Consider the following 19,849-nt stretch of genomic DNA (forward strand, 5'->3'; position numbering starts at 1 on the left):
CGGCCCGACACCCGGACGCGCTACGGTTCGCGCATGACGGCTTCACCCGCGGCTGCAGTGCCGCAGCGCACCGACCGCCGCGCGCTCGCGTCCTGGGCCCTGTGGGACTGGGGTTCCGCAGCCTTCAACGCCGTCGTCACCACCTTCGTCTTCAGCACCTACCTGGCGAGCCGGGCGTTCGTCGACCCGGCGCTCGTCGCCGACACCTCGGCCGCCGGGAAGGCGGTCGTCGAACGCGAGCTCGCGCACAACGCGGCCGTCGTCTCCACGGCGCTCACGATCGCGGGCATCGTGGTCGCGCTGGTCGCCCCGGCGATCGGCCGGCTCGCCGACTCCTCCGGGCACCGGCGGCGCTCGGTCCTGATCGCGACGATCGGCATCGCCCTGTCGATCGGCGGCATGGTGTTCGTCGCGCCGAGCCAGCCGTACCTCGTGCTCGGTGCGGCGCTGCTCGGCATCGGGACCGTCGCCTACGAGATCGCGAGCGTCGGCTACAACGCGATGCTCGGTCAGGTCGCCTCGGGGGAGCAGACCGGTCGGGTGTCGGCGATCGGCTGGGCCGCCGGGTACTTCGGCGGCATCGTCCTGCTCGTCGTGCTCCTGGTGCTCTGCATCCAGGACTTCGGCGGCGGTGACGTTGCCGGGCTGCTGCAGCTGCCGGCGACGGTGGCGTCCGGGCAGTGGGACGTCCGCGTCGCGATCGGCATCGCGGCGGTCTGGCTCGCCGTGAGCTCGATCCCGTTGTTCGTCACCGTGCCCGAGGCCGCTCCGGACCCTGCGAAGGCGGGCGGCGGCGTGCTCGGCGCGTACCGGGACCTCGGGCGGGACGTCGCCCGGCTCTGGCGCGAACGCCGGAACGTGCTGGCGTTCCTGCTCGCGAGCGCGGTGTTCCGCGACGGCGTCGGTGCGGTGTTCACCTTCGGCGGGATCGTCGCCGCGCAGGTCTTCGGGTTCAGCCCCTCGCAGGTCATCCTGTTCGCCATCGCCGCGAACGTCGTCGCGGGCATCGCGACCTTCCTGTCCGGCCGGCTCGACGACCGCTTCGGGTCCCGGGCGATCATCACGGTGTCGCTCGTCGGGCTCGCGGTGTGCGGGATCGGGGTGTTCGCAGTGGGGTCGGTCACAGCCGGGTTCTGGGTGCTCGGGCTCACGCTGGCGGTGTTCGTCGGGCCGGTGCAGGCGTCCTCGCGGGCGTACCTGGCACGGCTCGCGACGCCCGGGCGCGAGGGCGAGCTCTTCGGCCTCTACGCCACCACCGGGCGGGCGGCGTCGTTCCTGGCGCCGGCGCTGTTCGGGATCGCGGTGACGATCGGCGGGTCGACGCGGTTCGGGATCCTCGGCGTGGTGGTGGTGCTCGTCGCGGGGCTGGTGCTCATGGCGTTCGTGCGGCGGGAGCCGGTCGCGCGGGCCTGACCGGACGGGAGGCCCGACCCGCTTCCCCTCCACAGGTGCGGTTCCGCGCACGGTTGCGCACAGGGCCGTGGCTCGGTCGGCCTCCGCAGGCGGCGTACGCCAGGATGGGAGCATGACCGACCAGCGGATCGCCGTCGTCGTCCTCGCCGCCGGGCAGGGCACGCGCATGAAGTCCTCCACGCCGAAGGTGCTGCACCGCCTCGCAGGCCTCCCGCTCATCGCCCACGTGCTCCGGACCGCCTCGTCGCTCGAGCCCGCGCACGTCGCCGTCGTGGTGCGGCACGAGCGGGACCGCGTCGCGGCCGAGGTCGTCGAGCGTGCGCCGGACGCCATCGTCGTCGACCAGGACGACGTCCCCGGCACCGGGCGCGCGGTCGAGGTCGCCGTCCAGGCGCTGCCCGCGGACTTCGACGGTGCCGTCGTCGTGCTGTCGGGTGACGTGCCGCTGCTCGACGCGGCGTCGCTCCGGTCTCTCGTGGACGCCCACGTCGGCGGCCGCAACGGCGCCACCTTCGTCAGTGCCGTCGCGCCGGACCCCACCGGCCTCGGCCGCATCGTCCGCGGCGCCGACGGGGCGTTCGTCGGGGTGGTCGAGCACAAGGACGCGACGGCCGAGCAGCTGACCATCACCGAGGCGAACGCCGGCATCTACGCGTTCGACGTCACCCACCTCCGTGCGGTCCTGCCGTCGCTGACCACCGCGAACGCGCAGGGCGAGAAGTACATCACCGACGCGCCGGCCCTGATCGGCGAGCGGGGCGGCCGCATCGACGTGGTCACCCTCACCGACCCGTGGCTCGTCGCCGGCATCAACGACCGTGCCCAGCTCGCCGACGCGGCGCGGGTGCTCAACGCGCGCATCGTCCGTCGACACCAGCTCGCCGGTGTGACCGTGCAGGACCCGGCCACGACGTGGATCGACCTCGACGTGTCGATCGAACCGGACGCCGAGATCCTGCCGGGCACGCAGCTCGTCGGCGCGACCGCGATCGCCGCCGGCGCGGTGGTCGGGCCGGACACCACCCTCCGGGACACCGAGGTCGGCGCCGGTGCGGTCGTGAACCGTGTCGACGCGACCCTGGCCGTCATCGGTGACGGTGCCTCGGTCGGGCCGTTCGCGTACCTGCGCCCGGGCACGATCCTGGGCGACCAGGGCAAGATCGGCACCTTCGTCGAGACGAAGAACGCGACGATCGGCCGCGGCAGCAAGGTGCCGCACCTGTCGTACATCGGGGACGCCGAGGTGGGCGAGGACTCGAACATCGGCGCGAACACCATCACGGCGAACTACGACGGCGTGCACAAGCACCGGACCGAGGTGGGCTCGAACGTCCGTACAGGCTCGCACAACGTGTTCGTCGCCCCGGTTAGGATTGGTGACGGGGCGTACACCGGCGCGGGTACGACCGTCCGCAAGGACGTACCGGCCGGTTCGCTGGCCATCAGCTACGCCCCACAGCGCAACACCGACGGATGGGTCGAGGAACACCGACCCGGCACGCCGGCGGCCGAGGCTGCTCGGCGCGCGAACGGCGAATAGAACACGGCGACCACCCGTCGTCGACATCGACCCCGCGCGGGTCAGGGAGTGAGCACCGCACTTGTCCGGAATCAAAACGACCGGCCAGAAACGACTCGTCCTCGTCTCAGGGCGAGCACACCCGGCGCTCTCGGCCGAGATCGCCGAGGAACTCGGTGTCGAGCTCGTCCCGACCGATGCCCGCACCTTCGCGAACGGCGAGCTCTACGCCCGCTTCGACGAGTCGGTCCGTGGCTGCGACGCGTTCGTCATCCAGTCGCACACCGCACCGATCAACGAGTGGCTCATGGAGCAGCTCATCATGGTCGACGCGCTGAAGCGTGCCTCGGCGAAGCGCATCACCGTCGTCGCGCCCTTCTACCCCTACGCCCGGCAGGACAAGAAGGGCCGCGGGCGTGAGCCGATCTCGGCCCGTCTCGTCGCCGACCTCTTCAAGGCCGCGGGCGCGCACCGCATCATGAGCGTCGACCTGCACGCCGCACAGATCCAGGGCTTCTTCGACGGCCCGGTCGACCACCTGTTCGCGATGCCGGTGCTGCTGCAGCGCTTCCAGGAGATCCTCGACCCGTCGACGCTGACGGTGGTCTCGCCGGACATGGGCCGTGTGCGCGTCGCCGACATCTGGTCCGAGAAGCTCGGTGCGCCGCTCGCGATCATCCACAAGCGTCGCGACCCGCTCGTGCCGAACCAGGTGTCCGTGCACGAGATCGTCGGTGACGTCTCCGGCCGGGTGTGCCTGCTCGTCGACGACCTCATCGACACCGGCCGCACCATCGCGAAGGCAGCGGAGGCGCTCAAGGCCGCCGGTGCCACGGGTGTCGTCGTCGCCGCCACGCACGCGGTGTTCTCCGACCCGGCGACCGAGCTGCTGCAGAGCGAGTTCATCGACCGGGTCGTCGTCACCGACACGCTGCCGCTGCCGGAGGAGAAGCGCTGGGACCGGCTCGAGGTCCTGCCGATCGCGCCGCTCATCGCCCGCGCCATCCACGAGGTCTTCGACGACGGGTCGGTCACGTCGATGTTCGATGGCGCGGCGTAGCCGAGACATCGACGCGGCGGCCACTGCCGATGGTGCTGGCCGTCTCGACGACGCACCGTCCGTGACGGACTGAACCCGTGCCTCCAGGCCGTCCCGCCCACGCTGCGCTCGCGGCCCGGCTCCGGGCCGCGGGCAGCGTCTTCGCCGAGGACGAGGCCGACCTCCTGCTCGAGGCCGGCGACGGCGACCCCGCTCGACTCCGTGCCGTCGTGCAGCGACGCCTCGGCGGAGAGCCGCTCGAGTACGTCCTCGGGTGGGCGGCGTTCGACGGACACCGCGTCCGCGTGACGCCCGGCGTGTTCGTGCCCCGGGCCCGGACGACCGTCGTGGTGGAGCAGGCTGCTCGTCGCCTGCAGCGGTACGACCGCGTCGTCGACCTGTGCTGCGGGGCGGGGGCGATCTCGGTCGCGCTGCTCGGCCGGGTCGGCGCGCTCGACCTGGTGGCGGCGGACGTCGACCCCGACGCGGTGGACGTGGCGGCGGAGAACATCGGCGACCGGGGGATCGTGGTCCTCGGGGACCTGTTCGCGCCGCTGCCCGACCGGTTCCGCGGAGCGGTCGACGTCATCGCCGTGAACGCACCGTACGTCCCGACGGCGTCGATCGCCACGATGCCGTCCGAGGCACGCGACCACGAGCACCGGGTCGCCCTCGACGGCGGTGCCGACGGCCTCGACCTGCACCGCCGGATCGCTGCCGGGGCAGGGGAGTGGCTCCGGCCCGGCGGGGTCGTCCTCATCGAGGTCTCCGACGCGCAGGCCCGAGCGTCGGCCGCTGCCTTCGCGGCTGCCGGGTTCAGCCCGTCGATCGAGTCCGACGAGGACGTCGACGGCACGTGCGTCGTGGCGACCCGCACCACCTGAGACGACCGCCGTGGCCGTGGCCGTGGCCGTCGCCGTGGTGTCCCGGCGACGCGACCGTGTCCGAGGGGCCCGAGCCGCGCCTCCGGGCCCGCGACCGCGCGTGGCGGTCAGGCCGCGCGCACCTCGACGCTGTGCCATCCCGAGGCGCCGTTCGGTGCCGGCGGCCGCTCGACGCTCGTCTGCACCTCGCCGTCGGCGCTCACCGCGCGGACCTCGATGCGGTGCGACCCCTTCGACGGCGTCCACCGGTAGACCCACTGCCGCCAGGTGTCGGCGGACACGGAATCGGCCAGGGTGGCGTCCTGCCACGCCCCGCCACCGACCCGGACCTGCACGGCCTTCACGCCGGTGTGCGGCTGCCACGCGACGCCGGCGACGGCGACGGTCGACCCGGCGTCAACGGTGGAGCCGTCGCGGGGCGTGTCGATGCGCGACTCGAGCTTGACGGGGCCGCGCTCCGACCAACCGCGCGGCGTCCAGTACCCCTGGGCGTCGGCGAACCGGGTGACCTCGAGCTCGGTGACCCACTTCGTCGCGGAGACGTACCCGAAGAGCCCCGGGACCACCATCCGGACCGGGAAGCCGTGCTCGGGCGGGAGCGGTTCGCCGTTCATCCCGACCGCCAGCAGCGCCGCGGTCCCGTCGTCCTGCAGCACGTCGAGCGGCGTCCCTGCGGTGAAGCCGTCGACGCTGCGGGAGAGCACCATGTCGGCGCCGGTGTGCGGTCCGGCGCGTTCCAGCAGGTGCCGGATCGGGTAGCCGAGCCACAGCGCGTTGCCGATGAGGTTCCCGCCCACCTCGTTCGACACGCAGCTCAGGGTGGCGAGGTGCTCCTCGAGGGGCAGGGCGAGCAGCTCGTCCCAGGTCAGCTCGACCTCGTGGTCGACGGCGCCGTGGATCCGGAGTCGCCAGTCGGCGGTGTCGACCGACGGCACCCGCAGGGCCGTGTCGATCCGGTAGAAGTCGGCGTTCGGCGTCACGTACGGGGTGATCCCTGCGACGTCGAGGGACGCTCCGGCCGGGACGGCGGGCGCCGCCGTCGCCGGGGCGGGCAGACGGATCGCCCGACGCGCGGCGGCCGCTGCCTGCATGGCCGAGGTGCCCAGCCTGGAGGCGGTGCCCACCACGACCGCGAGCGTCGCCGCGGTGACACCCCAGACCAGGAACGCGCGGCGCTCGGCCGACGCGGGTCGCGGGGCGGCGGACGGCACGGCCGCGGCTGCCTCCCACCGACGGAGTCGCCGCGCGAGCACGCGGAGCACGATGATCGCCGCCGCGACACCCAGCACCGACGGCGCACCGTCCCAGGTGCCGCTGCCGGACCGGGTGCTCACGGCCAGCAACGACAGCACACCGCCGGCCGCGAAGACGAGTGCGCCGAACGGCGGACGGACCCGCTCGAGGATCCCCGCGCCGGCACTGATCACGGCGACGAGCACCGCCATCAGGACGAACAGGGCGACCTTGTCGCCGGTGCCGAAGAGCGCGACCATGAGGTCCTTGGCGCCACCGGGGGCGAGGTCGATGACGGCCGAGCCGACCGCGACGAGCGGGCTGCCGGCACCCCCGAGGAGGAGCGCACCGAGTTCCGCCGCCGCGAAGAAGGCCGCCGCCGCGACGAGGCCCACGGCAGCCGCGAGCAGCCGCGGGCGGCGGACGGACGCGGGCGCCGCGCCGGGCGGGGGCACCGTGGCGGTCGCCGCCGCGCGGTCGGAGTGTTCGGTCACGGTCCGAGCGTAGGTCGCGGGTGCCGCGCGTGGGCTGACAACCCGTGCAGCCGCCGCCGGGCGATCGGCCCCGTTCACCGTCCCGTCCCAGCGGAGGACGCAGCGGGCGTGCGAGGATCGGAGGGTGCTGAGGCGTCCCGACCGTGTCCCGCGCTTCGGACGCGCCCGCCGTCGGGAGCGCCACCCGATGTCGCCGACACGGCGACTGATGGTCCTCCGCTGGGTGATCGTCGGCGTGTGGGCTGCACTGCTCACCGCCCGGATCATCGTCGTCGCCACGACCCCCGACGCCGACCTGACGTACTTCGGCATCGCCGAGGTCGTCGCGATCACCCTCGGGATCGTGGTCATCGCGGTGGCGATCGTCCGCGCGCAGGGGATCCGACGCCGTCGGGAGGACGAGGCACTGGCACTCGCGATCCGTCGCATCGACCCGACCGTGTGGCTGGTGCCCGCGGCGCCCACGGCCGAGCTCCGGACCTCGGTCGAGAGCATCCGTCCCGAGGTGTCGTTGGGGCACCGGGTGACCTGGGCGTTCGGCGCGACCGAGGCGTCGCTGTGGGAACTCGAGGACCGTCGTGCGACGCGGCTGCTCGTGATCCGGTGGAGCCGCATGGTGCACGTCGGGCTCGAGGACGCGCACGGCGACGGCCGCTCCTGGGCGATCGCCCTGCACTACGTGCGTCCCGACGACAGCACCGCGGTGGCGACGTTCTTCGTCCGGGCGGCTCCGGGTTCGCGTCGGATGCTCGGTCGCGGTCCGCGGCTCGAGCGACTCGTGGCCGACCTGGCCCGGGAGCGCATCGTCGCGTGACGCGTGACGCGTGACGCGTGACGCGTGACGCGTGACGCGTGACGCGGGACGTCGGCCGCCGGCCGTCGGCCGTCGGCCGTCGGCCGCCGGCCGCCGGCCGCCGGCCGCCACCGACGGGTGGGAAGGCGGAAGGCCCCGCCGATCGGCGAGGCCTTCCCGAGGTGCGGTTGTCGCCGCGGTCTAGTGGGTGGACGGTTCCTGCTCGACCTCACGCCGGTCGTCGTCGGACCACAGGGTGTGGAAGGTGCCGTCCTTGTCGATGCGCTGGTAGGTGTGCGCGCCGAAGAAGTCACGCTGCCCCTGGATGAGCGCGGCGGGCAGGCGGTCGGACGCCAGGGAGTCGAAGTACGCCAGCGCCGACGAGAACCCGGGCGCGGGGATCGCGGACGCGACGGCGATCCCGACGATGCGACGCCAGGCCGCTTCACCCTCGGCGACGGCGTTCGCGAAGTACGGGTCGACGAGCAGGCTCTCGAGCTCGGGGTTCTTGTCGTACGCCTCGACGATGCGGTTGAGGAACTGGGCGCGGATGATGCAGCCGCCGCGCCAGATCTTCGCGATGTTGCCGAGGTTGATGTCCCAGCCGTACTCCTTCGCCCCGGCGATGATGAGGTCGAAGCCCTGCGCGTAGGCGACGACCTTCGACGCGTACAGCGCGGCGCGGACGTCGTCGGCGAAGGTGTCGGGCACGTCGGCGATCGACGGGCGCTCCCGCACCGACTGCTGGACGGCGGCACGCTGGACCGGCTTGGACGACACGGCGCGGGCGAACACCGCCTCGCCGATGCCCGAGACGGGGATGCCGAGGCCCACGGCGTTCTGCACCGTCCAGACACCGGTGCCCTTCGACCCCGCTTCATCGCGGATGACGTCGACGAGCGGCTTGCCGGTGTCGGCGTCGGTCTGCTTGAGGACCTCGCCGGTGATCTCGATCAGGTACGACTCCAGGTCGCCCTTGTTCCACTCGTCGAAGACCTGCACGAGGTCCTCGACGCTGAGCCCGCCGACGCGGCGGAGCAGGTCGTACGACTCCGCGATGAGCTGCATGTCGGCGTACTCGATGCCGTTGTGCACCATCTTCACGAAGTGGCCGGCACCGTCGGTACCGATGTGCGTGACGCAGGGTTCACCCTCGGCCACCGCCGCGATGGACTTGAGGATCGGGCCGAGGGTCTCCCAGGCCTCCTTCGAACCACCGGGCATGATCGACGGGCCCTTGAGCGCACCCTCTTCGCCGCCGGAGATGCCGGTGCCGACGAAGTTGAGGCCCTGCTCGCGCAGGTCGTGCTCGCGGCGGATGGTGTCGTGGAAGTTGGCGTTGCCGCCGTCGACGATGATGTCGCCCTCCTCGAAACGCTCGGCGAGCTGCGAGATCACGGCATCAGTGCCCTTGCCGGCCTGCACCATGATGATCGCCGTGCGGGGCTTCGACAGGGACGCCACGAAGTCGTCGATCGACTCTGACGCGATGAACCCGGCGTCCCCGTGCTCCTGCAGCAGCTCCTCGGTCCGGGCGTAGGTGCGGTTGTAGACCGCGACCGTGTTGCCCTCGCGCGAGGCGAGGTTGCGGGCGAGGTTCGACCCCATCACCGCCAGACCGACCACGCCGATGTTCGCCTGTCCGTTGTTGTCTGCCACGAAGGTCTCCTTTGTCCTGACGTCCGCCACCAACCTACGGTCCCCGCCTCGGGACCGCATGGGTGTTACGTCAACTGGGGATGAGTGTTCACCCGGACCAATACTGTGGAGGGATGACCGAGAGCGACGTCCTCCCGCCCGTGCTCGTGATGGGGGTCTCCGGCTCCGGCAAGTCGACGATCGGGCGCGCCTTGGCCGATGCCCTGGCGGCGACCGGGCAGCCGAGTGTGTTCGTCGACGCCGACGACCTGCACCCGTCCGCGAACAAGGAGAAGATGCGGCAGGGCATCCCGCTCACCGACGAGGACCGGTGGCCGTGGCTCGACGCCTGCGCCGCGCGGATCGCCGAGGTCGAGGCGTCGGGTCACCGCTGCGTGATGGCGAACTCGGCGCTCAAGCGCGTCTACCGCGACCGGCTCCGCGCCGCGGCTCCGGGCCTGGTGATCGCCTTCCTCGACGGGTCCCACGACCTCATCGCCGAGCGGCAGTCCCACCGGCACCACGAGTACATGCCGACGTCGCTGCTCGACTCGCAGTTCGCGACGTTGGAGCGTCCGCAGCCGGACGAGGCCGCCGTCGCCGTGGCGATCGACGGGTCCGTCGACGACACGGTGACGGCGATCACCGCTGCGCTGGCGGTCACTTCCGGCTGAGCTCCGACAGCCGCGCGCGGTACTCGTCGGCGTCGATGTCGCCCCGGGCGAACCGGTCGGCCAGGACGGACCGGGCGTCGGACCGGGCACGCCAGCTCCCGCGTCGGAGCACCCCGAACACCAGGAAGACGACGAGGAACGCGAAGAAGAAGAACGCGGGGAAGACGAAGAACGGGAACCCGCCGCCGTGCCAGTACGGGGCGGTGGCCAGCGCGGTGGTGGTGAGCATGGTGGTGGTGAGCACGGGGATCTCCTGAGGTCGGTTTCGGTGCCGCTGTCGCGACCCTTCCAGCGTCCGGCCTGGAGGCGCGCCCCGCGTCCGTCGCGGAGCCCCACTTCCGCCTGCTCCCGCGGTCGTACGTCGGTCCGTCCTCCACAGGTGCGTACTCCCGGGGGAGTACTCCACAGGTCCCGCTCCCGCCCGATGCCCCGGGCTCGCACCGACCCTAGGCTCGACCCATGCGCGCCGGACCACGCACCGAGGGCACCGACGGGGACGACCCCCGCCGGTTCGATCGTGGGCGGTTCGCCCGCGTCGGCCGGGTGGTCCCGGTCGCCGTCCTGCAGATCACCGGGACGCTCCTGGCATCACGGTGGGCACCGGTCGCCGCCGGCGGGCCCGTCACCGGTCCGCCCTGGGCCCGGGGCGTCGCCGCGGGGATCGAGCCGGTCACCGTCGGACCGGCCGCGGTCGTGCTGCTCGTCGCCGGTGTGCTCGTGCTCCCGTGGCGGTGGCGGTCCCCCCGGACGGTCCTGGTCGTCACCCTGGCGACGACCATCGGGTACGCCGCGCTCGTGAGTCCACGGGGTCCCTTCGTCGCCGCCCTCACGATGGCGCTCGCGAACGCGTGGCTCCGGGGGCACCGGTGGTGGGCCGGTGCCGCTGCCGGAGTCGCCGTCGCGGTGCTGCCGACGGCGGACTGGGCGCTGGGTCGGTCGCCGGCGCTCGACCTGGGCGCGGTAACGCTCGCGATCGCGTGGGCGACCGTGACCCTCGCCGTCTCGGAGCTCGCGCGGGTGCGGATCGAACGCGTCGGCGAACGACGTCGGCAACGAGCCGAGGCAGACCGACAGCGCGCGGCCGACGAACGTGTGCGGATCGGCCGCGAGCTCCACGACTCGGTGGCCCACAGCATGTCGCTCATCAACCTGCAGGCCGGTGTCGCCCTGCACCTCGGTGCAGACCTGCCGGACCAGACCCGTGACTCGCTCGTGCACATCCGGGACTCCAGCCGCGACGCCCTCGTCGAGCTCCGCACGATCCTCGGCGTGCTCCGGTCGGTGGACGGCACCGCGGCCGACGGGCGACCCGAACGCAGTCCGACGCCCGGGCTCGACCGTGTGCCGGAGCTCGTCGAGCGTGCCCGGGCGGCCGGCGTCCACGTCGACCTGGCCCTCGTCGGCGACCCCGCGTCCGTCGGCGGGGCCACCGACCGGAACGCCTTCCGGATCGTCCAGGAATCCGTGACGAACGTCATGAAGCACGCGCCCGGACACCGCGTCGCGATCGGCGTGACCATCGGTCCCGACGTCGTCGAGCTCGCCGTGGAGGACCGACCCGCGCCCGACGTCCCGCCCGGCGGGGGCGCGCCGCCGCTGCTCGGTCCCACCGGCAACGGCATCATCGGCATGCGCGAGCGGGCCACCGCCGTCGGGGGCACCCTGTCCGCCGGTCCGAACCCGTCCGGCGGGTGGACCGTGCGTGCCCGCCTCCCCGTGACCGACCCAGACCCGGCACCGGCCGGTTCGGAGGGACGACCGTGACCGACACCACCCCACCCGTCTCGTCGGGACCGATCCGCGTGCTCCTGGTCGACGACCAGGTGCTCGTCCGCGCCGGACTCCGAGCCCTCGTCGAGGCCGAGCCCGGGATGGCCGTCGTCGGTGAGGCGGGCGACGGTGATGCCGCGGTCGAGGCCGCTCGCCGCGAGCGTCCGGACGTGGTGCTGATGGACATCCGGATGCCCGGCACCGACGGGCTGGCCGCGACGCAGCGCATCTCCGCCGACCCCGCACTCGCCGACGTGCACGTCGTGGTCCTCACCACCTTCGAGGAGGACGACTACGTGTTCGAGGCGATCCGGGGCGGCGCCGCGGGCTTCCTCGTGAAGGACACCGAGCCCGCCGAGCTGCTCCGGGCGATCCGCACCGTCGTCGCGGGGGAGTCCCTGCTGTCCCCGCGGGCGACCCGGTCCCTCGTCGAGGCGTACGCGACCCACGCCAAGCCGTCCTCCCTCGCGCCCGAGCTCGGCGTGCTGACGGACCGGGAACGCCAGGTGATGCAGCTCGTGGCGATCGGGCTCACGAACGCCGAGATCGCCGAGCGTCTGTTCGTCAGCCCGATGACCACGAAGACCCACGTCTCCCGCGCGATGATCAAGCTCGGTGCCCGCGACCGCGCCCAGCTCGTCGTCTTCGCCTACGAGACCGGCCTCGTCACCCCCGGCTGGCAGCCGTGATCCCGGCCGCTCGGCGAGCACTCCCCGATGCGCTCGGTATCACGATTGGTACCATCGCGGTCATGGCCATGACTCTTCGACTCGACGACGACGAGACCACCGCGCTGCGGAAGCGCGCCGACCTCGAGTCTCGTTCGATGCAAGACGTCGCACGGGCCGCGATCCGCGAGTACATCGAGCACCACAGCCGTGCGGACCTCATCGACGGCATCCTCGACCGCGAACTCCCGCGGTTCGCCGAAGCCCTCGACCGTCTGGCCCAGTGATCTCGCTCACCACCGACGAGGCACTCCACATCGCTCGTCGGACGCTCGGCGACGGCGTCCTGGTCCGCGACGTCGGGCTCCTCGAAGCCGCCGTCGCGCGACCAGCCGCTACGGTCGGAGGGCAGGACGCGTACCCGTCACTCGCCGAGAAGGCAGCAGCGCTGGTCCACTCGGTCGTCCGGAACCACGCGCTCGTCGACGGGAACAAACGACTCGGCCTGATGCTCCTGGTCGTGTTCCTCGGGGTGAACGGCAGCCGGCTCGACGCGACCAACGACGAGGCGTACGACCTCATCGTCGCCATCGCGGAGGGACGCCTCGACGCCGTCGACGAGATCGCGGCGGTGCTCCGACCGCTGGTCTCCGGAGGGTGAGGTGAGCCGCTGGCAACGAACGGCAACAGGCACGGGACGACACCGCGCGGAGTTGTCTGTCAGCCATGTCGTTCACCGGAGTCGGCGTCGTCGCCGGAGCAGCCCTGACCGAAGCCGTCCGTCGTGCCGGAGCGGACCACGTCGAACCGACCATCGCGGACAACCTCGCGGTGCGGACCGGGGACGACGGCCGCTGGGCGCTGCACGACGCCTACGTCGGTGCGCGCTGCTCGTCCTTCGCGATCCTCGTCCCCGGTGACCTCGCGCTCCTGACCGCAGGCCCCACGACCGTGCGGGCCTACTTCGATGCCGTCCTGCCGATCGTGCACTCGGTCGCCGAACCCGGCGCGAAGATCGTGTTCGGCTCCGGGACGGCTCGTCGTGCACCCGACGGCATGGGCGACGACGAGGCCCGACGCCGGTTCGCCGCGGTCGTCCGGTCGGCACGGGACGTCGCTGCCGAGCACGACCTCCGCATCGTGCTGGAGCCGCTGAGCCGATCCGAGACGAACCTGCTGCACTCGTTCGCCGAGGCGGTGGCGTTCCTCGACGATGCGGACCTGTCGGACGTGGACGTCGTCGCCGACCTGTTCCACCTCCGCAACGAGGGCGAGTCGCTCGACGTGCTCCGGGAGCACGGCGACCGCATCGGCCACGTGCACCTCAGCGACCGGGGCCGGCGGCCGCTCGGCGCGGAGGGCGGCGACGACGTCTGGCGGTCGTTCCTCGACGCCGTGGACGAGGGCGGCTACCGCGGCACCGTGTCGCTGGAGTGCACCTGGTCCCCGGACCCCGTCGTCGCCGAGCAGGAGATCCGCCGCTCGGTCGGACTCGTCCGGCGGGCGAGGGCACTGCGCGTCTGAGGCTCCGCACGGTGCGAGGTCCCGCACATGGTGCGAGTCACCTCGGGTCGCACGAGGCGCGGAACCTCGCACGCTGCGCCTGCGCCTGCGCGCCAAGCGCGAAGCGCCAAGCGCGAAGCGCGCCCGTCAGAGCTTGAAGGTCGCCCTCGGGATGTCGGACACGATCCGCCGCGCGGTCCGGACGGCGTCCTCCTCCGAGAGCTCGTGCGTGACGACGAGTCCAGCGAGGTACGCCGCATCGGCCCGCCGCGCCATGTCGTGCCGCGCGGGGATGGAGCAGTACGCCCGGGTGTCGTCGATGAACCCGGAGGTCTTCGTGAACGACGCCGAGTCGGTGACCGCGGCACGGTAGCGCCCGATCGCCGCCGGGGTGTCGATGAACCACCAGGGTGCCCCGGCGTACACGGCGGGGTAGAAGCCGGCGAGCGGCCCGATCTCCCGCGAGAACACGGTCTCGTCGACGGTGAACAGCACGAGGTGGAACCCCGGCGCGGTGCCGAACGCCTCCAGCAGCGGCCGCAGCGGCTCGGTGAAGGACCCGACGGCGGGCAGGTCGTGACCGGTGTCCGGCCCGAAGCGCTCGAGGGTGGGCGTGTGGTGGTTGCGGAGCACACCGGGGTGGAGCTGCATGACGAGGCCGTCCTCGACGCTCATCTCGGCCCAGCGGTAGAGCATGTCGTGCCGGTACGCGGTCGCCTCGGCGGCGGTGAGGGCGTCCGGCCCCGCGAGCGCTGCCGTGTGGATCCGCGACCGTTCGGTGGCGGACAGCGGCGTCGACCCGGCGTCGAGCACCCCGGTGTCGGTGGCGGTCGCGCCGTGCTCGATGAAGTAGCGGCGCCGTGCGCGCAGCGCTGCCAGCAGTCCGTCGTGGGTGCCCGTCTCGATGCCGGCGGCCTCGCCGATCGACGTGACCACGTGCCTCCAGTCCGGTCGCGACGGGTCGAAGACGGCGTCCGCGCGGAAGGTGGGGACCACCCGGCCGGTGAAGGTCGGGTCGGCGGCGAGCCGCGCGTGCGCGGCGAGGTCGTCCGTGGGGCCGTCGGTGGTCGCGAGGACCTCGATCCCGAAGGTGTCGAACAGGGCACGGGGACGGAAGGCCGATGACGCCAGCAGGGCGGCGATGTGGTCGTACTGGGCGTCCGCGTTCGCGGCCGACGGCTGCTCCGTCAACCCGAAGACGTCGTGCAGCTCCGTCTCGAACCAGTAGCGGACAGGGGTGCCGAGGAAGTCGTCCCAGTGCTCCGCCAGCTGTCGCCAGACCTCGCGGCCCGGAGGCACGGGACGGGTTCCCGACAGGTCGGCGCGACCGAGCGCCTCCAGCCCGACACCGTTCGCGTGCAGGAGCCGCAGGACGTAGTGGTCCGGCGTGATGAGCAGCGAGGCGGGGTCCGGGAACGGCTGGTCGTCCGCGATCAGGGCTGCGTCGACATGTCCGTGCGGGGAGATGATCGGCGCGTCCTTCACGGCGTCGTAGACGGTGCGCGCGACCGCTCGCGCTCCCGGATCGGCGGCGAAGAGCCGGTCGGGGTGCGGGGCGAGCGGGGTGGCGGTGCTGAGCTGGGTCATCGTCGACTCCTTCAGGACGGGTGCGGGGCGGGCGCGGGACCGGTGGACTCGCGGACGGTGAGGTGGGTGGGCAGTGCGACGGCGCCGCTCATGTGCTCGCCGGGCAGTTCCTCGGCGGGGATGGCGCCGAGGCGGCCGAGCAGCATGCGGATCGCGACCCGACCGGCGCGCTCGATGGGCGAGGTCATCGTGGTGAGCGGCGGGTTGCAGAAGTCGGCGCCGAAGATGTCGTCGCAGCCGACGATGCTCATGTCCTCGGGGACGCGGACGCCGCGCTCCCGGAGCCGTGCGAGCATGCCGATCGCGATGAGGTCGTTGAAGGCGATGCAGGCGGTGGCCCCGGCGTGCACGGCGGCGTCGGCGGCCGCGGCACCGGAGTCGACGAACGGCGCGTGCGGCCCGACGCGGGCGACCCGCACGCCGAGTCGCTTGGCGACGCGCACGAGGGCCTTCCACCGGCGCTCGTTCGACCAAGAGCTGTCGGGACCGGCGACGTAGAGGACGTCGCGGTGCCCGAGCGACACCAGGTGCTGCACGGCCTGCTCGACCCCGCCCGGGGTGTCGATGAGGACGGAGGGGACCCCTTCGGGCCGACGGTTCACGACGACGAGCGGGGTGCGCTCGGCGAACCGGGCGATCTGCGCGTCGGAGAGTCGCGACGCGGTGAGCACGGCACCGTCGGCCTTGCCGGCGATGGCGCTGAGTGCGGCCATCTCGGCGTCCGCCGACTCCTCGGTGTCGACGAGTAGCTGTGTCCAGCCGGCGCCGGCGAGCTGGTGTTGCGTGCCGCGGATGACGTCGAAGTAGAACGGGTTCGTGATGTCGGACACCAGCACGGCGACCGCGCGGGTCCGACCGGACGTGAGCGCCCGCGCCTGCGAGTTGGCGACGTAGCCGAGCTCCCGTGCGGCCTGCTGGATGCGCTGCTGCGTGGCGTGGGCGACCCGGTCCGGCAGGGACAGCGCGCGCGACACGGTGGACGGCGCCACGCCCGTCGCGTCGGCGATGTCGCGGATGGTCACCCGCCGGGCGGTGTCGGTGTCTGCGCTGCTCACACCGCCGAACGTAGGACCGGTTGGCAACAAGTGGCAACCGGTTGCCGGATGTTGCCACTGCGGCAACAGTGGTGTCACGCCGGGGGTCCGACCGCCCGGCACCCGGGACGCAGCGTCGCTCCCGGGTGGAGGTCTCGAGGAGGAAACCCCCGCATGAGCACGAGAAGACTCAGGACACGCACCCTGGTCGGTGCCGTGGCCGTGGTCGCCCTCACTGCGCTGTCCCTGCAGGGATGCGCCGTGGTGAACGGCAGCGGTGACGACCCGAACACCCTCCGCGTCATGATGGGCGCGGACACCACCTACCCCAAGGAACGCAAGCAGTGGCAGCAGGACGTCGCCGCCGAGTTCCAGCGCACCACCGGCGCGAAGGTCCAGTGGGAGACGTACTCCTCCGCGCAGGAGGAGCTGACCGCCATCCAGACGAGCGTCATCTCCGGCCAGGGCCCCGACGTCTACGCCATCGGCTCGACGTTCACCCCCACCGCCTACGCCACCGGCGCCTTCGTCGAGATGGGGTCGAAGCAGTGGGCGGCCATCGGCGGCAAGGACCAGTTCGACCCGGCGTCGTTCGGGATCTCGGGCCCGAGCGCCTCGAAGCAGATCGGCATCCCGTTCGCCAGCCGACCGTTCGTGATGGCGGTGAACAAGGACCTCCTCGCGAAGGCCGGGATCACCGAGCTGCCGACGACCTGGGACGACCTCACCGCCGACGCGAAGGCCACCACCAGCGGTGACGTGCACGGCATGGCGATCGCCTACGCCGACGGTTTCGACCCGTGGAAGTTCATCTGGGGCATGGCCCAGAACGCCGGCAACACGATCGTGTCGAAGAGCGGCAAGGCCGAGATCGACACCAAGGCCGTCCAGAACGCCTACCGCACCTACTTCGACTGGGTCACGAAGGACGGCGTCGTCGACAAGGCCGCGATCGGGTGGAACAACGCCCAGGCGCTCGCGCAGTTCACCGAGGGCAAGGCCGCGTTCTTCCCCATGACGACCACGACCGCGATCAACTCGTTCAAGAACACGCCCGTCGACGGCAAGTACGAGTTCGCCCTGCTGCCGACGGTCCCGCCCGGCGCGACCGAACGCCCGGCGGACGGCATCGAGGCGGCGAGCATCCTCTCCGGCGACAACTGGGTCGTGGCCGACTACGGGAAGAAGCAGGACCTGTCGTTCGACTTCATCAAGCAGCTCAGCACGCCGAAGGCGCAGCTCGAGTACTACAAGCTCTTCGGCAACCTGCCGACGAACGCCGACGCCGCGGCCCAGCTCGCGGCGGCCAACCCGCAGCTCAAGCCGATCATCGACGCCGGCAAGCTCTCGAAGCCCACCGCCTTCACCGGCGCCTGGTCCGACATCCAGCTGTCGCTCGTCGACGTCGTCGTGCAGTCCATCCCGCAGCTCAAGAGCGGTGGGGTGAGCGACGACCAACTCCGGGCACGGCTCGAGGCCGCGCAGAAGGACGCCCAGTCCACGCTGAACCGTCAGAAGAACGGAGGCCTGTGATGACGCAGGTCCAGACCCCCGCGCCGCGCACGGCCGAGCAGCACGGCCGCGAGGTCCGCCCGCACGGCACGACGCCGCTCTACAAGCGGGAGCGCCCGCTGTGGATGCTCCTGCCCGGCGGGGTCCTCATGCTCGCCGTCATCGTGGTGCCGCTCCTGGTGGGCGTGTTCATCGCGATGCTCGACCTCGACCAGTACACGCTCCGCCAGTGGTTCAGCGCCCCCTTCATCGGGTTCCAGAACTTCGCCGAGGCGTTCACCGACTCGCCGCTGCTCCACTCCATCTGGATCTCGGTGTCCCTGTCGGTCCTCGTCACCGCGGTCACCGTGCCGATCGGCGTCGCGGCGGCGATCTCCACGCAGAACCGGTTCCCCGGCCGCGGGCTCGTCCGGTCGATCTACCTCATCCCCTACGTGCTCCCGGCGTTCGTCGTCGGCACGTTCTTCCGGACCATGCTGCAGCCGCAGGGCGTCGTGAACTCGATCCTGCACACCGACGTGCTCTGGCTGAACGGCTCGGCGTCGTACTGGGCGCTCGCGGGCGTGATGATCTGGACGAGCTGGCCCTTCGTCTACCTGCTGTCCCTCGCCGGACTGCAGGCCGTCGACAACGAGGTGCACGAGGCCGCCGCCCTCGACGGCGTGACCTGGTGGGCGAAGCTGCGGTACATCATCTTCCCGTACCTGCGCGGCCCGCTGTCGCTCGCGATCATCATCTCGATCCTGCACAACATCAACAACTTCACCCTGCCGTTCGTGCTGTTCGGCATCCCGCTGCCGTCCAGCGTCGAGGTGATGCCCGTCCTGACGTACATCGCGAGCTTCCAGTCGTTCCGCTTCGGCCTGTCCGCGGCGATGGCGATCTGCTCGCTCGTGATCGTCGCGATCCCGTTGTTCGTCTACCTCCGGGCCGTGAAGCTCGACACCGGTGACGACGCCGGACCCAACCGGAAGCAGCGTCGTGCCGACCGCGCCACGCTCGCCGGCGCCACCGCCCCGACCGCCGCCGACATCGACGGAGCACGCGCATGACCACTCCGAGCACGTCCTTCAGCCAGACCCGCACCCGTCCCACGGCGACGCTCACCGAGAGCATCACCGCGGGGGACCGAGGCCGCCGGCACAAGCGGCCGTACGACACCGACGTCACCCGCCTGCTGCCGCGCTGGCTGCTCGTGACCGTGATCGCGGTGATCATCGCCTTCATCGCCGTCCCGGTGCTCTACATCCTGTTCGGCTCGGTGAACTCCGACGTCGCGGTCGCCCGCGGCGAGTACTTCCCGTCGGAGTTCACGCTGTCGAACTACGTGAACATCTGGTCCACCGTGGCTCTCGGCCAGGGGCTCGTGAACTCGATGCTCACGGCCGGCGCGGTGGCCGTCGCGAGTGCCGCCCTCGCCGTGTCGACGGCGTACGTGCTCGTCCGGTTCCGGTTCCTCGGCCGACTGACGATCCTCCGCGGGCTCCTCGCACTCCAGTCGATCCCCGGCACACTCCTGCTGCTGCCGGTGTTCGTGGTGTTCTCGAACATCGCGAGCGCGACCGGCGTGCAGATCATCGGCACCCGCTGGGGGCTGTTCGTCACCTACCTGACCTTCGCCCTGCCGTTCTCGACCTGGGTGATGGTCACGTACCTCCGCGGCCTGCCGAAGGAGCTGGAGGAGGCGGCGCGCATCGACGGCGCGTCCTCGACGAAGATCCTCACGAAGATCGTCCTGCCGCTGTCGTGGCCCGGCATCGTGGTGTCCGCGATCTTCGCGTTCCTGCTCGGCTGGAACGACGTGCTGTTCTCCACGATCATGACGACCCCGAACACGCGCACCGTCGCGGTCGTCCTGCAGGTCCTCGGCACCACCCAGGAGGGCGGCGCCGTCCCGATCTACGGCCAGATGATGGCCGCGTCGATCGTGTGCGCCGTGCCGGTCGTCGCGCTCTACCTCATCTTCCAGCGCTACCTCGTCGGCGGCCTCACGGCCGGCTCCGTCAAGTAACGCTGTGGAGTCTGCCGACTTGTCCACAGACCGTCTGGAGGCGCGGTGCCAGCCCGCCCCGCGCCTCCAGTCTGGTC

19 protein-coding genes are annotated in these 19,849 nt (G+C 71.9%); 14 read left to right on the forward strand and 5 right to left on the reverse strand.

Annotation, left to right across the window (positions count from 1 at the left end; genetic code table 11):
* The first annotated feature begins 33 nt into the window (after positions 1-33).
* The 4 genes from ACRQ4B_RS06630 (at position 34) to ACRQ4B_RS06645 (ending at position 4,855) form a co-directional block, all read left to right on the forward strand.
* Positions 34-1,413 (forward strand): MFS transporter, encoded by a 1,380-nt coding sequence (locus tag ACRQ4B_RS06630; protein ID WP_439693898.1) that lies wholly within the window; start codon positions 34-36, stop codon positions 1,411-1,413.
* Between the two features lie 112 nt (positions 1,414-1,525).
* Complete coding sequence (gene glmU / locus ACRQ4B_RS06635; protein ID WP_439693899.1) at positions 1,526-2,953, forward strand: bifunctional UDP-N-acetylglucosamine diphosphorylase/glucosamine-1-phosphate N-acetyltransferase GlmU; 1,428 nt, start codon at positions 1,526-1,528, stop codon at positions 2,951-2,953.
* Positions 2,954-3,014: 61 nt separating this feature from the next.
* Positions 3,015-3,992 carry a ribose-phosphate diphosphokinase gene (locus ACRQ4B_RS06640; RefSeq protein ID WP_439693900.1) on the forward strand — a complete coding sequence of 326 codons (978 nt, stop codon included), beginning with the start codon at positions 3,015-3,017 and terminating at the stop codon, positions 3,990-3,992.
* A gap of 77 nt (positions 3,993-4,069) precedes the next feature.
* Complete coding sequence (locus ACRQ4B_RS06645; RefSeq protein ID WP_439693901.1) at positions 4,070-4,855, forward strand: putative protein N(5)-glutamine methyltransferase; 786 nt, start codon at positions 4,070-4,072, stop codon at positions 4,853-4,855.
* 107 nt (positions 4,856-4,962) lie between these two features.
* On the opposite strand, the gene ACRQ4B_RS06650 is transcribed toward ACRQ4B_RS06645, so the two are convergent.
* Positions 4,963-6,582, reverse strand: a complete 1,620-nt coding sequence (locus ACRQ4B_RS06650; RefSeq protein ID WP_439693902.1) for a molybdopterin-dependent oxidoreductase — start codon at positions 6,580-6,582, stop codon at positions 4,963-4,965.
* Between the two features lie 124 nt (positions 6,583-6,706).
* Here ACRQ4B_RS06650 and ACRQ4B_RS06655 point away from each other — a divergent pair, with 124 nt between their 5' ends.
* A complete protein-coding gene (locus ACRQ4B_RS06655; RefSeq protein ID WP_439693903.1) occupies positions 6,707-7,396 on the forward strand; it encodes a hypothetical protein in 690 nt (229 codons plus the stop codon).
* A 180-nt stretch (positions 7,397-7,576) separates the two neighbouring features.
* Here the strand turns inward: ACRQ4B_RS06655 and gndA are convergent, their stop codons facing one another.
* Entirely contained in the window at positions 7,577-9,034 is a 1,458-nt protein-coding gene (gene gndA, locus ACRQ4B_RS06660; RefSeq protein WP_439693904.1) for an NADP-dependent phosphogluconate dehydrogenase, read from the reverse strand.
* 113 nt (positions 9,035-9,147) lie between these two features.
* On the opposite strand from gndA, the gene ACRQ4B_RS06665 reads away from it, so the two are divergent.
* Entirely contained in the window at positions 9,148-9,687 is a 540-nt protein-coding gene (locus ACRQ4B_RS06665; protein ID WP_439693905.1) for a gluconokinase, read from the forward strand.
* Here the strand turns inward: ACRQ4B_RS06665 and ACRQ4B_RS06670 are convergent.
* Positions 9,674-9,931 (reverse strand): SHOCT domain-containing protein, encoded by a 258-nt coding sequence (locus ACRQ4B_RS06670; protein ID WP_439693906.1) that lies wholly within the window; start codon positions 9,929-9,931, stop codon positions 9,674-9,676. The two genes, ACRQ4B_RS06665 and ACRQ4B_RS06670, sit on opposite strands and share 14 nt — an antisense overlap.
* Positions 9,932-10,146: 215 nt before the next feature.
* Between ACRQ4B_RS06670 and ACRQ4B_RS06675 the strand changes: the two genes are divergently transcribed.
* From ACRQ4B_RS06675 to ACRQ4B_RS06695, 5 genes are all read left to right on the forward strand, one after another.
* The gene (locus ACRQ4B_RS06675; RefSeq protein WP_439693907.1) at positions 10,147-11,451 is read left to right on the forward strand and encodes a sensor histidine kinase; all 1,305 of its coding nucleotides are present in this window, start codon (positions 10,147-10,149) and stop codon (positions 11,449-11,451) included.
* On the forward strand, positions 11,448-12,146 hold the full coding sequence (locus ACRQ4B_RS06680; RefSeq protein ID WP_439693908.1) for a response regulator: 699 nt from the start codon (positions 11,448-11,450) through the stop codon (positions 12,144-12,146). Before ACRQ4B_RS06675 ends, ACRQ4B_RS06680 begins: the two co-directional genes overlap by 4 nt.
* A 62-nt stretch (positions 12,147-12,208) precedes the next feature.
* Positions 12,209-12,412, forward strand: coding sequence for a ribbon-helix-helix protein, CopG family (locus ACRQ4B_RS06685; RefSeq protein WP_439693909.1), 204 nt, complete (start codon positions 12,209-12,211; stop codon positions 12,410-12,412).
* On the forward strand, positions 12,409-12,786 hold the full coding sequence (locus ACRQ4B_RS06690) for a type II toxin-antitoxin system death-on-curing family toxin (RefSeq protein WP_439693910.1): 378 nt from the start codon (positions 12,409-12,411) through the stop codon (positions 12,784-12,786). The genes ACRQ4B_RS06685 and ACRQ4B_RS06690 overlap by 4 nt, the downstream gene beginning before the upstream one ends.
* Positions 12,787-12,851: 65 nt before the next feature.
* Positions 12,852-13,649, forward strand: a complete 798-nt coding sequence (locus tag ACRQ4B_RS06695) for a sugar phosphate isomerase/epimerase family protein (protein WP_439693911.1) — start codon at positions 12,852-12,854, stop codon at positions 13,647-13,649.
* Positions 13,650-13,775: 126 nt separating this feature from the next.
* Here the strand turns inward: ACRQ4B_RS06695 and uxaC are convergent, their stop codons facing one another.
* Both uxaC and ACRQ4B_RS06705 read right to left on the reverse strand, forming a co-directional pair.
* Positions 13,776-15,215 carry a glucuronate isomerase gene (gene uxaC / locus ACRQ4B_RS06700; protein WP_439693912.1) on the reverse strand — a complete coding sequence of 480 codons (1,440 nt, stop codon included), beginning with the start codon at positions 15,213-15,215 and terminating at the stop codon, positions 13,776-13,778.
* An 11-nt stretch (positions 15,216-15,226) separates the two neighbouring features.
* The gene (locus tag ACRQ4B_RS06705) at positions 15,227-16,270 is read right to left on the reverse strand and encodes a LacI family DNA-binding transcriptional regulator (protein ID WP_439693913.1); all 1,044 of its coding nucleotides are present in this window, start codon (positions 16,268-16,270) and stop codon (positions 15,227-15,229) included.
* Between the two features lie 153 nt (positions 16,271-16,423).
* Here ACRQ4B_RS06705 and ACRQ4B_RS06710 point away from each other — a divergent pair, with 153 nt between their 5' ends.
* Genes ACRQ4B_RS06710 through ACRQ4B_RS06720 form a run of 3 tightly spaced genes read left to right on the forward strand, consistent with a single transcriptional unit; the run spans position 16,424 to position 19,772 of the window.
* A complete protein-coding gene (locus ACRQ4B_RS06710; protein WP_439693914.1) occupies positions 16,424-17,782 on the forward strand; it encodes an ABC transporter substrate-binding protein in 1,359 nt (452 codons plus the stop codon).
* On the forward strand, positions 17,782-18,813 hold the full coding sequence (locus tag ACRQ4B_RS06715) for a carbohydrate ABC transporter permease (RefSeq protein ID WP_439693915.1): 1,032 nt from the start codon (positions 17,782-17,784) through the stop codon (positions 18,811-18,813). The genes ACRQ4B_RS06710 and ACRQ4B_RS06715 overlap by 1 nt, the downstream gene beginning before the upstream one ends.
* On the forward strand, positions 18,810-19,772 hold the full coding sequence (locus ACRQ4B_RS06720; protein ID WP_439693916.1) for a carbohydrate ABC transporter permease: 963 nt from the start codon (positions 18,810-18,812) through the stop codon (positions 19,770-19,772). Before ACRQ4B_RS06715 ends, ACRQ4B_RS06720 begins: the two co-directional genes overlap by 4 nt.
* Positions 19,773-19,849 lie beyond the last annotated feature (77 nt).

Source organism: Curtobacterium sp. SP.BCo (assembly GCF_051903265.1).
Classification (GTDB): domain Bacteria; phylum Actinomycetota; class Actinomycetes; order Actinomycetales; family Microbacteriaceae; genus Curtobacterium.

Bases quoted from the DNA above. Each gene is read 5' to 3' on its own strand.
- ACRQ4B_RS06630 (WP_439693898.1), top strand. From the start codon at position 34: ATGACGGCTTCACCCGCGGCTGCAGTGCCGCAGCGCACCGACCGCCGC.
- ACRQ4B_RS06720 (WP_439693916.1), top strand. From the start codon at position 18,810: ATGACCACTCCGAGCACGTCCTTCAGCCAGACCCGCACCCGTCCCACG.
- ACRQ4B_RS06715 (WP_439693915.1), top strand. From the start codon at position 17,782: ATGACGCAGGTCCAGACCCCCGCGCCGCGCACGGCCGAGCAGCACGGC.
- uxaC (WP_439693912.1), bottom strand. From the start codon at position 15,215: ATGACCCAGCTCAGCACCGCCACCCCGCTCGCCCCGCACCCCGACCGG.
- ACRQ4B_RS06695 (WP_439693911.1), top strand. From the start codon at position 12,852: ATGTCGTTCACCGGAGTCGGCGTCGTCGCCGGAGCAGCCCTGACCGAA.
- ACRQ4B_RS06665 (WP_439693905.1), top strand. From the start codon at position 9,148: ATGACCGAGAGCGACGTCCTCCCGCCCGTGCTCGTGATGGGGGTCTCC.
- glmU (WP_439693899.1), top strand. From the start codon at position 1,526: ATGACCGACCAGCGGATCGCCGTCGTCGTCCTCGCCGCCGGGCAGGGC.
- ACRQ4B_RS06685 (WP_439693909.1), top strand. From the start codon at position 12,209: ATGGCCATGACTCTTCGACTCGACGACGACGAGACCACCGCGCTGCGG.
- ACRQ4B_RS06675 (WP_439693907.1), top strand. From the start codon at position 10,147: ATGCGCGCCGGACCACGCACCGAGGGCACCGACGGGGACGACCCCCGC.
- ACRQ4B_RS06710 (WP_439693914.1), top strand. From the start codon at position 16,424: ATGAGCACGAGAAGACTCAGGACACGCACCCTGGTCGGTGCCGTGGCC.